This window comes from Pseudoalteromonas sp. SWYJ118 (genome assembly GCF_015864505.1).
In the GTDB taxonomy this organism is placed as follows: Bacteria; Pseudomonadota; Gammaproteobacteria; order Enterobacterales; family Alteromonadaceae; genus Pseudoalteromonas; species Pseudoalteromonas arctica.
Window position 1 is genome coordinate 100,634 of the sequence record NZ_JADYXC010000002.1, and the last position, 14,263, is coordinate 114,896.

The 14,263-nt window shown below is 40.4% G+C and carries 11 protein-coding genes; 2 read left to right on the plus strand and 9 right to left on the minus strand.

Going from position 1 to position 14,263, the window contains the following annotated elements:
• From I6F48_RS03155 to I6F48_RS03175, 5 genes are all read right to left on the minus strand, one after another.
• A complete protein-coding gene (locus I6F48_RS03155) occupies nt 1-2,697 on the minus strand; it encodes a nitrate reductase (RefSeq protein ID WP_197118783.1) in 2,697 nt (898 codons plus the stop codon).
• Between the two features lie 26 nt (nt 2,698-2,723).
• On the minus strand, nt 2,724-4,247 hold the full coding sequence (locus I6F48_RS03160) for an FAD-dependent oxidoreductase (RefSeq protein ID WP_165727761.1): 1,524 nt from the start codon (nt 4,245-4,247) through the stop codon (nt 2,724-2,726).
• A gap of 227 nt (nt 4,248-4,474) precedes the next feature.
• Nucleotides 4,475-5,668 (minus strand): alginate export family protein, encoded by a 1,194-nt coding sequence (locus tag I6F48_RS03165; RefSeq protein ID WP_165727759.1) that lies wholly within the window; start codon nt 5,666-5,668, stop codon nt 4,475-4,477.
• Between the two features lie 9 nt (nt 5,669-5,677).
• Nucleotides 5,678-7,420, minus strand: coding sequence for a bifunctional protein-serine/threonine kinase/phosphatase (locus tag I6F48_RS03170; protein ID WP_197118784.1), 1,743 nt, complete (start codon nt 7,418-7,420; stop codon nt 5,678-5,680).
• 13 nt (nt 7,421-7,433) lie between these two features.
• Nucleotides 7,434-8,903, minus strand: a complete 1,470-nt coding sequence (locus I6F48_RS03175) for a NarK family nitrate/nitrite MFS transporter (protein WP_197118785.1) — start codon at nt 8,901-8,903, stop codon at nt 7,434-7,436.
• Nucleotides 8,904-9,191: 288 nt separating this feature from the next.
• Here I6F48_RS03175 and moeB point away from each other — a divergent pair, with 288 nt between their 5' ends.
• Nucleotides 9,192-9,950, plus strand: a complete 759-nt coding sequence (gene moeB / locus I6F48_RS03180) for a molybdopterin-synthase adenylyltransferase MoeB (RefSeq protein ID WP_165727753.1) — start codon at nt 9,192-9,194, stop codon at nt 9,948-9,950.
• On the opposite strand, the gene I6F48_RS03185 is transcribed toward moeB, so the two are convergent.
• The 3 genes from I6F48_RS03185 to modA are packed head-to-tail and all read right to left on the minus strand — an operon-like array spanning nt 9,951 to nt 12,397.
• On the minus strand, nt 9,951-10,979 hold the full coding sequence (locus tag I6F48_RS03185; protein WP_165727750.1) for an ATP-binding cassette domain-containing protein: 1,029 nt from the start codon (nt 10,977-10,979) through the stop codon (nt 9,951-9,953). It lies immediately after the preceding gene.
• 1 nt (nt 10,980) lies between these two features.
• Complete coding sequence (gene modB / locus I6F48_RS03190) at nt 10,981-11,658, minus strand: molybdate ABC transporter permease subunit (protein WP_197118786.1); 678 nt, start codon at nt 11,656-11,658, stop codon at nt 10,981-10,983.
• Entirely contained in the window at nt 11,645-12,397 is a 753-nt protein-coding gene (gene modA / locus I6F48_RS03195; RefSeq protein ID WP_197118787.1) for a molybdate ABC transporter substrate-binding protein, read from the minus strand. Before modA ends, modB begins: the two co-directional genes overlap by 14 nt.
• Nucleotides 12,398-12,442: 45 nt before the next feature.
• Here modA and moeA point away from each other — a divergent pair, with 45 nt between their 5' ends.
• Entirely contained in the window at nt 12,443-13,660 is a 1,218-nt protein-coding gene (moeA, locus tag I6F48_RS03200) for a molybdopterin molybdotransferase MoeA (protein WP_166420723.1), read from the plus strand.
• A gap of 317 nt (nt 13,661-13,977) precedes the next feature.
• Here the strand turns inward: moeA and I6F48_RS21265 are convergent, their stop codons facing one another.
• Nucleotides 13,978-14,166 carry a hypothetical protein gene (locus I6F48_RS21265; protein ID WP_231615175.1) on the minus strand — a complete coding sequence of 63 codons (189 nt, stop codon included), beginning with the start codon at nt 14,164-14,166 and terminating at the stop codon, nt 13,978-13,980.
• Nucleotides 14,167-14,263 lie beyond the last annotated feature (97 nt).

Below are 14,263 nucleotides of genomic sequence, written 5' to 3' on the forward strand. Positions count from 1 at the left end.
TTACATTACAACCGCAACATCAATGCTGCTAGAACCTGCTTTGTAATGTTGTTTTATTAATTGGCTTAATTGTGTTTTACACGAACCGCAATTCGTTCCACATTTAAGTTCAGACCCCAATTGCTCGACTGTGTTTGCACCGTTTTTAATGGCGTTTATAATTGGCTGCTCTCTTACTTTAAAGCAGCTACACACTTGTGCACCTTGGGTAAATTCTTCATCGGGGGTTGCATAAAGCAAAGACTGTAACTGTGTAAAGGTCAGTAATGGCTCTGCAAATAAATGGTTTATCCACTCAAGTGATATTTCTTTTTGCTCATTAGAAATAACACCAACAAACGCTAATTGATCGTTTTGAATACACTGCACATGCATGGCTTTTGCCGTATTCATAGCCGACCACTGCCCTTGTAAACCTGTTAAGGTTTGGCAGTAATACAGTAAATCACTTTGTGGCTCATTAAGCGCCAATTGGTAATTAAAGCAATTACTAGCATTAACTTTGAGCCAAAAATCACTGTCTATAACAAGTTCGTTTTTAGCAAACAGCTGCATATATTGCACAAAGGGTGCTTTAACTATATTAACAGCGCCGTGTTTGCACTCAGCCTGACCAGATAGAGGGTCAACTACCGATTGATACAACCCACTTACTGTTGCTGACGATGCAAATTGCTTATTCCAATGAATAGGCATAAAGCATTCACCTTTTCGCACCGAATCGGTTACTTTTGCATGCGCGGTAACCTGCCCTGTTTGGGCAATCGCACTTATTAAATCGTTTTGCTTAATTGCTAATTTACTGGCATCAAGCGGATTAATTTCAATGTACGGCCGTGTAATATGCGATGAAAGCGCAGTGCTTTTACCCGTGCGGCTCATGGTATGCCATTGGTCGCGTATACGTCCTGAGTTCATTACAAACGGGTAATCACTTGATGTTTTTTGCACCGGTAATTGCGGCGTTATGGCTATAAAGCGTGCTTTTTTATCAGCGGTGCTAAATTGGTTATTTGTAAAAACCTGACCATTTTTATAAGGCTGATTTTTAACAACAGGCCACATAATGGGTTTTAAATTATCATACTGATTTTGTGTGAGCCCAACTAAACCAGAGAGATTTAATAATCGGCTGCCGTTATTTTCAAAGTCGGTTAATTGTGCCCATTCTTCAAAAATGCCACTAGGGTCTGTAAAGTCAAACCCTTCAAAGCCCATTTTTTTAGCAACATCGCACATAATTTGCCAATCGTTTTTAGCTCCCGAATAAGGCGCTACTAACGGGCGTTGCCTTGATATTCTGCGCTCTGAGTTAGTTACTGTGCCGTTTTTTTCACCCCATCCGGTTGATGGAAAAGCAACATCGGCAAATTTTAACGTATCACTTTTTGCAATACAGTCAGATACAACCACCAGCTCGCAGGTCTCTAATGCTTTTTTAATAGCGGCGTTATTGGGCAAACTCACCATTGGATTTGTTGCCATTATCCACACTGCTTTTATTTTGCCTGCGGCTATTTCATCAAACATATCGATGGCATTGCTGCCTGCTTTTGTAGCGATAGTTGGCGAGAGCCAAAAGCGTTGTACAAGTGATTGATGTGCTTCGTTTTCAATATCTAAATGCGCCGCTAACTGATTAGCCAAACCACCTACTTCGCGCCCGCCCATCGCATTGGGTTGCCCCGTAATCGAAAACGGACCGTTGCCTGGTTTAAGTAATTTACCTGAGGCTAAATGCGCATTAATAATAGCGTTGCATTTATCTACACCCGAACTTGATTGATTTATACCCATTGAGTAAAAGCTAATCGCACTTGGGCTGTTAGCAAATAGCGCGTAAAACTCAGTTACTTGCTCAATTGCTATATCGCAAAAATCGCTAACTGCCTCACAACTCCATTTTGTTGCCTCTTGCAGTGCGCTTTCAAAGCCGTTTGTGTGCTGATCAATAAATTGCGTATCGAGGTGGTTATGCTCATGTAAATAATTAAGTAAACCGTTATAAAGTGCGGCGTCACTGCCTGGTTTTATATTTAAAAATGTGTCGGCAAGCTCAGCTGTGTCAGTTTTACGCGGATCAATAACCACCACTTTCATATTTGGGTTAAGTTGCTTTGCACGCTCCATTCGCTGATACAAAACCGGATGAGTCCACGCTGCATTAGAGCCAATTAAAATAAGCAGCTCAGTTTGCTCTAAATCCTCGTAAGTACACGGCACTACGTCTTCACCAAAAGCCCGTTTATAACCTGCCACAGCAGACGACATACACAGGCGCGAATTTGTATCAATATTGCCTGAGCCTATGTAGCCTTTCATTAATTTATTAGCGATGTAGTAATCTTCAGTAAGTAACTGCCCTGACACATAAAAAGCCACCGCATCGGGTCCGTGCTTTTGTATTATGTCGTTAAATTTATTGGCAACATGGTCGGTGGCTTCATCCCACGTAACAGCTTGATTATTAATAAGGGGTGACGTTAAGCGGTTATCACTGCCTGTGGTGTCGAGCAAATGGGTGCCTTTTACACATAAACGACCAAAGTTTGCGGGGTGCTCTCGCATGCCTTCAAGCTTAGTTGGCACATTATTAAAAAGTGAAATATCAACACCACACCCTACACCACAGTAAGCACATGTTGTTTGTTTTAAACTCGTTTTATTTATAGTTGGTGACGTGTTTACGGTTGCCATACTGCTCTCTTTTAGTGTGCTTTAATTTATGCGGGCTGTTTAACAGGCTCATTAAGAGTAACTACGTTAATAGTGTTACTTGCTTTAGCGAGTGCGCTGTTTATTACGTTTTGAACGAGCTTTTCACAACCTCCACAGCCTGTACTGGCTTTGGTGCTTTGCTGCACACTTGCTAGGTCTATAAAGCCTTTAGCGACTGTTTGTTCAATGGTGTGTTTAGTTACTTTATGACAAGCGCAAATAATAGCGTCATCAGGCAAGTCGTCGGCGCTTAGCTCTGCGATATCGCCGGCAAGGGGCATAATGAGCGCTTCGGGGGCGGTGGTAAGTTCAATGTCGTTTAAATGATATTGCAGTAAATTATCGTAATCGCTGGTATCGCCAACAAGCACGGCGCCAATCAGTTTATTACTTTGTGAATTAGTGACTACTTTTTTATAAATGCCATTGGGTTGGTCTTCAAAGTAATAGCTTATTGCGCCTTCGCTGCGTGCATGTGCATCGCCAATAGAGCCCACTTCAACACCCATTAATTTAAGCTTGGTGCTCATATCGGCACCACTGAACTCATCGGCTTTATTGTCTAAGCCATTACTTTGCAAGGAACCTTGCTGGGTCTGTTGTAAAATATGCCCAACTGCAATTTTAGCCATGGCGTAACCGGGTGCCACTAAGCCAAAAATAAAATTATTCCACAGTGCACATTCACCAATTGCGTATATGTTTTTATCGCTCGTTTGGCAGTGGTTATTAATTACAATACCGCCGCGCTCGCCTAACTCTAAATTAAACTCGCGGGCTAAATTATCATAAGGGCGAATACCTGCTGAGAATACAATCATATCGGTTTCAAGGGTTTTACCGCCCTTAAAACACATTTTGTAACGGCAGTTCTCACCCTCTACTATCTCCTCAGTTGCTACCGATGTATGCACAGTAACGCCTAAATCTGTAATTTTGTTTTTTAGTAGCCGACCGCCACCCGCATCAACTTGTACGCCCATAAGTTGCGGTGCAAATTCTATTACGTGAGTCTGTAAACCCAATTGCTTTAATGCGTTTGCAGCCTCAAGACCCAGTAAACCGCCACCAATTACCACGCCTACTTTACTACCGTGGGCTGAGTTTTTTATTGCGTGTAAATCGTTAATGGTGCGATAAACAAGGCAATGCTCACGATCTTTACCCGGTATAGGAGGTACAAATGGAAATGAACCTGTAGCAAGCACAAGCTTGTCGTATTCAAACGACTCCCCTTTAGCGGTCGTTACAGTTTGCGCATCACGATTTATGTCAACCACTTTAGAATGAGTATGAAAGCGTACTTGCCAATCGTCATAGGTTTTATTGCATGTAAGTGCGAGGTCGTCTGCGGTTTTACCTTTAAAAAAAGACGATAATTGCACGCGGTCATACGCTAAACGGTCTTCACCGCTTAATACCGTAATTTCAAATTGCTCATCAGCTTGATTTTGAGAAACCAGCTGCTGCACAAAATGGTGCCCCACCATTCCGTTTCCTACTACTACAACACGCTGCTTACTTAGCATTTACTCACCTTAAAATGATATCTACTTTAGTAATTGACTAAAATTGAAATCGAATGATTTGTTATAGGTTTGTTATAGCAATATGTAAGCCAAATATATAAGCATTTAAAATCAGTAAGTTGCCTACATTGGTGCAGAGGTGAAAAGCGTAAAGCCCCACAAGATGGTGCAACTGCACCATCTTGTGTCGCTATAAATTACAAGAGGATTTTAGAAGATAGTGAGGGTTAAAATTTAGCGCTCATCCATACCCATAATTTTTGAGTATCGACTTTATTAGCAGCGGTATCGCCCGCTGAGTAATCAGCGTATTTAACACCCACTGCGTATTGTTTATTAATAGGTTTAACGTATTGTACGTTTAGCTCACTGCCTAAATCGTCAACCCCATTTGATTGCTCATTAGCATCAAAACTGTGATAAGCCACCAACCATTTTCCGTCAAACGCTTTACCATTTAAGCTTATGTAAGTGTCGTCCAAGCCTTGTGCGGGTGTATTTAAAAACGTATCTGCCCAACCATTAAATTTATGTAACGTGGCAAGTGGTGTTGCAAACCCGTAATCGCCATTATCAGAGCCAAGTGACTCTATGCCAACTTTTAATGTTACTGTTTTTATACCCAAACCATTTAAATCAACAGCGCCTTCAAGTGCATAGTAATCGGCATCAAAATCACTCACGCTTGTTGACGCAGACTGCGTTGCATACTCCGCTTTGTAATAAAATTTTATGTCGTTTAGGGTTTTATTACCGTTAAAAGAGACGCCATAAGTGTCTAAACTGTCGTCTTGTAGTGCATCGTCACTTAATAAGTAACTGTATAAAACCACTTTACCGTAGTCTGTTTTAAAGCTTGCATTAATAAGATGATCGGACGATTTAATGTCTTTATCGTCAGCAAATATGCGGTTACGCTTATTTAAATAACTGTATTGTAAATCTATGTTATTAAATGCGTAATTAATGGTTGCTGCATCAAAGGTTTGTCTGTCTTGGCGCCAACCTACGTGCCCAACAAAACGCTGCCCATCAAGGGCTATTACTTGGCGTCCTACTTTTAGCGATAGACCATCGCGGGCATATTTAACAAAACCTTGGTCAATCTCAGTGTTTTCTGGGTCTGCAATAACAGAGTAATTAGTGTTTTTTCCCACCGTATTATTGTAATCATCTACGCCTAATAGGCTGCGAGTATCTTCTACTTCAATAAGGGCTGAAAAACCATTCACCTCGTCTGTTTGATGCGTTAAGCGGGTTCTAAGTGTTAAGCCGCTTGCATCTTTTAAAGCATTGTTTTGATCAACGCTTTCAAAACGCAGTCTAAAATCAAGATCCGTTTGCGCAGCAAAGCTTATTGAAGGCGCAGTGAAGCAACCCAGTATAAAAATAATAGGTAAGTTGTTCTTATAGTTAAGCATTTTGGTTCTCTACGTTTTAATTATTAATACACATACCAAAGCAATAAATAAACACAGCGAAATACATTTCCACACCATAACTGGATCGCGTTTCATTATTGAGCTTTTATTAGCGGTACTTTCTAAATAAGGATTAGGTTTGTTGATATCGTTTATAAACTCAGAAAAAGCTTGGTATCTGAGTTCTGGTTTAGGGGCAAGCGCTTTCATAAGGGCTTGATCTAACCAAAACGGAATATCGGCTCTGTATTTACGAATACTTGTGTAGTGCCAATGGCTGTAATCTTTTGGCGCTACGTGGTTAAGTGGCAATGGTTTGTAAGGCAATTTTGAGCACAATAACTCGTATGCAATAACGCCAAGTGAAAACAAATCACTTTTAAAATCGGCGTGCATAGTAATAAGTGTTTCGGGTGCGGTGTAGTCGGCAGTGCCTTGTGGGCAATCATCCGCAATTTGCTTAACCGACTCGTCCATAGCCGCAACACTTACAGTGCCGTAATCAATGAGCGTTACTTTTCCGTGCGCATCTATCATTACGTTATCGAGTTTTAAATCACGATGTACCATATCGAGTCGCTGAAACGCCCTTAGTGCATGTACTATTTGTTCAATAATACTGCGCACTTGGGTTATTTCTGGGTGCGGCACGTCGTGCTTCCAATCACTAAGTGTTTGTCCGTCCATGTACTCACAAATATGATACAAAAAACGACTCTGCGATTGCGTGCTTAGTACTTTCATCACGTTAAGGTGGTTTATGCGTTGCCCTACCCAGCCTTCTCTTATAAAGCCTTGAAGGTAGTGCACATCGTCTTCAAAATTAACCGAAGGTGCTTTTAAAACCACTGGCGGTATATCGGGCGCTTGTTGCACTAAATAAATATGCGAGCGACTACTGGCATGCAATTTACGAATAACCGTGTAGTCATCAATTTTTTGTCCCACATTAAGCGCAGGTGGAATTTTTCGTCGTGTTAGCGAATGATAAAGCTCATCTAACTTTTGCTCGGCAATATTTTCTACTTTTACCAGTAAGCAACTTACGTTGTCGTCACTGCCTCGCGCTAATGCAAGTTCGGTAATTGCTTTAGCTGCATTTTCTAAATTAGTGTGCTCGTTAATTAATTTAGCTATATCACTACTTGGAAGCACATCGTGTACACCATCGCAGGTTAATATATAAATATCGTCTGCTTTTAGGTCAACTTCGTATACATCTATTTCTTGATGAAGTTGTGCGCCAAGTGCACGCGTTAGCGTATCGTTTACTTTGTGATCCCGTGTTATTGCCTCTATTTTATTTCCTCGCAAGCGAGTAATACGCGTATCACCTAAGTGAAATATATAACCCGTTGCCGACTTTAAAATAAGTGCTGTAAAAGTCGTCATCCAATCGGCTTGGCGCTGACCTAAGTGATTGTAATTAACTGATTGCGAATAAAGCCACTGATTTAAACTTGCTAACACCTTCGACACTGACTTTTTAACCGCCCAACTTTCGGGGGTATTTAAATACTCATTTATAAAATGAGTAACCGAAAGTTGAGACGCTTGTTTAGCATTTTTTGCTGATGAACACCCATCGGCTAAGCAGGCAATAACGCCTTTAGACTCTTTTTCTTGCGCTTTGGTATTAAGAGCAGCAAACGCATCTTGGTTTTCTGCTTTTAACCCTTTAGCGCTGTGCCCGCCAAATGAAACGTTGAGTTCATTTTCAAGCGCTTTAGCTTGGTGTGTTTCATCAAACATAGTCAATAATGCCTTAAGTCACTGAAATAAGTTCAACGGTGCCGTCTTCATTTACTTCGGTAATATGCCCGTCTGGTTCTTTCATAAAAAATAGTGCGCCTAAGCCAAGTAATGCACTACCCGCAATAATGAAAAAGAAGGTTTTATAATCAACAAGTGACAATGCAGTTAAGTAAACTACTGCACCAACATTACCGTAAGCCCCTGTCATACCAGCTATTTGCCCTGTTAAACGACGCTTAATTAGCGGTACTGCGGCAAATACAGCGCCTTCACCGGCTTGTACAAAGAACGAACATGCCATAGCCGCTACAACTGCAAGCCATAAAGGCCACGATGCATCAACCAAGCCCATTACAAAATAACCAACAGCAAGACCCATCGTAAGTACAATAAGTGTTATACGACGACCTAATTTATCTGAAATCCAACCGCCACCAGGGCGAGATGCTAAGTTCATAAATGCATAAGCAGAGGCTAAAATACCCGCGTACACCATATCAAGACCAAACACATCCATAAAAAACAGTGGCAACATAGAGACAACCGCAAGCTCAGAACCAAAAGTTGTAAAATATAAAACATTTAAAACAGCCACTTGCTTAAACTCATAACGATGCGACTCAGGTACTGGCTCTTTAAAAATATGACCATTTACGTCAAAGGTTTTATACACTTCGTAAATATAAAGTAGAACTAAAAAAGCATACACAGCAAGTACAAAATTAGCCGAAATTAAGTTAGCACCGGTTGGCGAAAGCTTCCAAGTAAGTAATGCTAATGCGCCGTACATAGGGATTTTCATTATAAGCAGTAATACAAAGTCGCCTTTACTGGTAACTTCCATTGCGCCTACTTTTTTAGGCTTAAAGTATGTACCGCCTTTTGGCGTATCGGTTACATTTAAGTACCAAATAACACCAAATATAACGCTTAATACACCGGTTAAACCTACTGCATAACGCCAACCATCTTCGCCACCAAACATTAGTGCAATAATTGGCAATAACATAGCCGCTGCTGCTGATCCAAAATTACCCCAACCGCCATAAATACCTTCCGCTATACCCAACTCATTAGCAGGAAACCATTCACTCACCATACGAATGCCCACAACAAAGCCAGCACCAATAAAGCCTAAAGCAAAGCGCGCTATTGCGGCTTGCTCAAATGTAGTTGCCATAGCAAACATAAAACATGGAATACTACAGCTAATAAGTAGTGCCGCATAAACAATACGGGGACCAAATTTATCGGTTAGCATACCCACCACAACACGCGCTGGAATAGTTAACGCTACATTTAAAATTAGTAATGTTTTAACTTGTGCCATGGTGATCCCAAGTGAACCCGCTATGGCACCTAATAAAGGAGCATGGTTAAACCATACAAAAAATGACACAAAAAAGACCATCCAACTTAGATGCAATACTTTCATTTTTCCGCTAAACGATATTAGGTTAAACCCAGAACTCGGTTGCATGTTTATTTTCCTCGTAAACGTATTATTGTTTTATTAATGCCCCACCCTTTTATATGAGTAGCAGCCCAATGTTTGTTAAATTTAAGTTAACCCGATATAGCAATTACTGAGCCACTAATTAAAAACCATAAATTTCAGATAGTTACATGCAACAGTTGTTTTTATACGTTATAGTTGCACTATATGAGTGAAGGGCTCTGGGTTGTTAGAGTGCAAATAAAAAGCGTTACTACTTGCTCTTGGATTTAACAACTTGGTATTGTTCAAAAAAAGGTTGAGATTTTAAAAATGCAAAAGCCACCATTAACTTACCAGCAGCAACTGCGCTATTCTCGGCACATTATGCTGCCGCAGCTTGATATAGACGGACAAGAGCAGCTATGGCAATCGCATGCTTTAATTATTGGTGTGGGTGGGCTTGGGTGTGCGGTAGGTCAATACTTAGCGGCATCTGGCGTTGGGACGCTTACCTTAGTTGATAACGATGAAATAGACGTGACCAACCTGCAAAGGCAAATACTGTATAAAGAAAGTGATATTGGTAGTTCAAAATGCAGTGCTGCTAAAAAACAGCTTAACGCGCTTAATAGTGAAATAGACATAAACACCATTGAGGAATTTTTTGATACAAGTACCTCTACAGAACAATTATTTAATAACATTGATATAGTGATTGATTGCTCAGATAACCTAGCAACGCGCAATGCACTTAATAGCGCCTGTTTTAAAGCTAAAGTTCCGCTAGTGTCAGGCTCTGCAATACGTATGGAAGGACAAGTCGCGTGTTTTACTATGGATGAAAACAGCCATTGTTATGGCTGTTTATCACAATTTTTTAGTGAACAAACACAAAGCTGCTCTGAATCCGGCGTGCTTTCCCCAATTGTGGGGCTAATAGGCAGTATTCAGGCTACTGAAGCGCTAAAAATGCTTGCTGGTTTGCCAAGTGGTTTAAGCGAGCACTTACTGCTGGTGGATGGCTTAAGCATGGAGTTTAATCGTTTTAAAATAGCTAAAAACAGTCAATGTGCGGTGTGCAGCATTTAGTTATTCTAGATTACTGATTGTTGTATAAAACACATCGCCCACTTTAAAGTCGTTTTTGTCCCACACTCGTCTTGAAGCCAAGCAATACAAAGTTTGCCCATCTACATTAAGCGTTAACTGCCACTTATTATTAATAAGCTCAGCCTGAGTTAATACCGACCTTAAAACATTACTGTGCGTTGTTTGCTCAGGTTTTAACGCACTAAACGACATTTGCTCACTTTCTATAATTAGCTTATTACTGCTATCTACAAGTTCAGGAAGCACAAAAAGCGGCTGCTCACTTTGCTGTAATTGCAATTGATATAGCCCGTAGTTTTCATCAAATTTAACCACATCGTAATTAATTAAGCTCAGCGGTGTTTGCCTATCGTTTGCATAAATAGCTTTTGCAACGTGCGCACTCGCACCTTGGTTTATCACCTTACCTTTATCAAGCTGAATAAGGGTATCGCAGCAAAATAGCAGCTCTTTTAATGAGTGACTTACTATTATAAATTTAATATTAAACTTAACTGCAAACTCGCTAAGTTTAGTGAGCGTTTTAAAACGCAATGACCAATCAAGTGCACTAAAAGGCTCATCAAGCATTATAAATTTTTGACCTGCTAACAGCGTACGCGCAAATACTACACGTTGGCGTTCGCCACCCGATAAGCTTTGTACGTCACGGTTTAGTAAGTCTTGTAATTCAAGTGTTTTAACAACGTATTCTATCGTTAAGCTGGTTTGCTTATTCCCGCAGTGTTTTTGTGTAAACGCTAAATTACCTGCCACATCTAAATGAGGAAACAACGGGCACGATTGCAACTGAAGCGTAATACCGCGTTTATCGCTTGGTAACTCATGCACTGCCTGATTGTTTACATAAACACTTTTTGCAGGCTCTAAACCGCTAATACAACGCAGTAATGTTGACTTACCCGAGCCAGAAGGCCCGTAAACACCCAATACATTAAACGACTCAAGCTCAAGGTTTATATCTAAATCAAAATTATTGAGTGCTTTAAAAAGGCTTAACTTAATCATGTTATTGCTTAACCCCTACAATGCTTTTATTAAACTTAAATAACAGCACTAAACAGGCAAACGAAATAGCCAGTAAAATAAGTGAAAGCTGATGCGCCGCCGTATAATTTAACGATTCAACATGGTCATAAAGCGCAATAGACACCACCTGTGTTTGCCCCTGAATATTGCCGCCAATCATTAATACCAAACCAAACTCACCCAATGTGTGCGCAAAGCCTAAAGCAAATGCGCTACCAATACTGGGTTTTAAAAGCGGAATAATTAAATGCACAAAGCGTTTAAACGGGCTTAACCCAAGCGCAATGGCTGCTTCGTTATAGGTTTGATTAATATGCTTAAACCCAGCCACAAGAGGCTGCATTACAAAAGGCAGCGAATAAAAAAGCGAGCCAATAACCACGCCCTGAAAACTAAACGCAAGCTGAGTACCCGTTAGCCAAAACAAAAACTGCCCAAAAGCGTGATCAGGCGAAAACAAAACAAGTAAGTAAAACCCTAATAACGTAGGCGGCAGCACTAAAGGCATTGCAATTAATGCCTCTAAAAATGGTTTAAATTTACCGTTATAGCCAGCGAGCTTGTAAGCCAGTGGAATACAAAAAACAAGAAGGAGCACTGCGGTTATAAAGGCAAGTTTTATAGTTAACCACAGCGCGGTTAAATCACTTTGAAGCATTGTTGTCCTTTATTCTGTAACCTAATTCAATTAACTGCTGCTGCGTAGCCTGCGTCATTAAAAATTGCATGAGTTGCTTAGCGCTAGCACGCTTTTTAGTCGACTTAATAATAACGCCTTGTTGAATTATATCGGGATATTGATTTGTAGGCAGCACGGTGTAATCTAAATATTTTTGATCTTGCGTGTTACTGTAAGCTGCCTTTAGTGATGAAACAGCCACCAGCCCTATTCCTACATTACCACTTTGCACAAACTGAAATGCATGCGTAATATTATTACCGTACACATAATTTACTGGCTTTTTAAAATGGTTATTCGCGTAGTGCTCTGAGGCACGCCCGTATGGTGAAAAACGCGGATTAGCAATGGCTACTTTATCATTTACTTTTTCAGCTTTGGGTTGCCACAAAGCAAGTTCGCCTAACGCGTAAGTGATTAAGCTACTTTGCTCGGCATAGCCTTCTTTAATAAGTGATTGCGGTCGAAAATCGTCAGCCGATAAAAACACATCAAATGGCGCACCATGCACTATTTGCGAATATAAAACACCGCTAGAAGCGGCTGATATTTTCACGTCAACATTAGGTAATGGGGATTTTTTTAGTAGGGTTTGCAATACAGTTTTAAAATTACTCGCTACGGCTACTTGCAGCGTTTCTTTTGCGTTTACGCCGCACGAAAGCATGCATGCTATAAGCAAAAAATAACCCAACCATGTATTGTAAAGCTTTGACATTATAAGTATTGTTTCAAAATAAAATGATTTAAGTAAGCAATATATATGAACGATGTTTGCAATGCACCCGGTTTATTGCCAATTGAAACTGCAATACAAAATATACTTGGCTCAATAACGCCTGTTAAAGACGTTGAAACCATCACTATAATGCAAAGCGTTGATCGCGTTTTAGCAAGCGATGTTAAATCAACTATAAACGTACCAGCTCATAACAACTCCGCAATGGATGGCTATGCGCTATGTATTTCAGATAAAAGCTTAACCTATACACAAGTAGGTAGCGTGTTTGCAGGGCAAGTTTTTGAAGAAACGCTTACCCCAGGGCAATGCGTAAGAATAATGACCGGCGCCGCCATTGCACCTGGCGCTAATGGCGTTGTAATGCAAGAAAACGCCTCGGTTGATGGCGACAAAATTACATTTACTGCGCAACCTGAACTAAATGAAAACGTGCGTTTTGCTGGCGAAGATATTGCAATTGACGATGTTATTTTAAAAGCAGGCGATAAATTAAAAGCCGTTGATGTGGGGCTACTTGCATCTTTAGGAATTGCCAATATAGACGTGGTAAGAACCCTAAAAATAGCCGTGCTTTCTACAGGCGATGAGCTAATAGAACCTGGTCAGCCTCTTAAGCAAGGCGCTATTTTTGAAAGTAACCGCGCTGTTATTATTAGTGCGCTGCAACAAAAAAATATAGACGTGCTTGATTTAGGAATTATCCCTGATGACAAAGAACTCATCACTAATGCATTTTTAAAAGCGAATGAACTTGCCGATGCTGTAATAAGCTCAGGCGGTGTATCGGTTGGTGAAGCCGACTTTACTAAAGAAGTGCTCAACGAAATTGGCGAAATTCACTTTTGGAAAATAGCCATGAAACCAGGCAAACCTTTTGCCTTTGGTAAACTAAGTAACAGTTACTTTTTTGGCTTGCCAGGTAACCCTGTGTCGGCTGCTGTTACGTTTAATCAGTTAGTAGAGCCTGCACTGCAAAAGTTGTCGGGGCTTGGTGAAGTAAACCCTAAAATGCGATTTAACGCGGTTACTACATCCGTTATTAAAAAGCGCCCTGGCAGAGCCGACTTTCAGCGAGGTACTGCAACAATTAACGAGCAAGGTGACTTGATGGTTGCCCCGTTTAATAAACAGGGCTCGGGTGTACTTTCGTCGCTTAGTAAAGCTAACTGCTTAATTGTAGTGCCAGCACAAAGCGGCAATATCGAAAAAGGCGCAACAGTAAGTATTGAGTTGCTATAAGCCTAAAATGCTACAGCTAACTGTATAATTTAGCTGTAGCACTGCTGCAAACCTTAAAATATTTTTATATTTAATGTTTGAATTAAACAATTTAACTTTTCGCTACGCCCTACAAACTCTTCTTTGCTCAATTTATTAACACACTTTAGCGCATTTTTAGTCGCAAAGTATCTATCATAACTTAGGCTTCTTTCGCATTTAACACTATACGTTGAGGGCCAAGAGCCACCAGCACCTGTTGCTACTCCAACAACATTACATGTAGCATCTATATACTGCTCCCATGCTGATATTTGCGCTTTAACTGCATCAACTTGTTAATCATCAGTTAGTTGCGCGTAAATTTCATCCATCATTTTACTGATTTTAGTTTTGTATCTATTACCCTCTAAATTATAAATATTCCCAGTGTGCATTGCACCGCCTTCTGGCCAACCATCAGCGCTTTGTGCAAATGCGCCAAATGATGAAATAGCAAAAGCAAACCCAATAATAATTTTATTCATTTTAAATCCTTTTAATAATTAGACCAGATACCTGTAAAAAACGCCTATAAAAAATGCCGCTAAGCTTAGCTGAGCGGCATTATATTATTCAATAAGC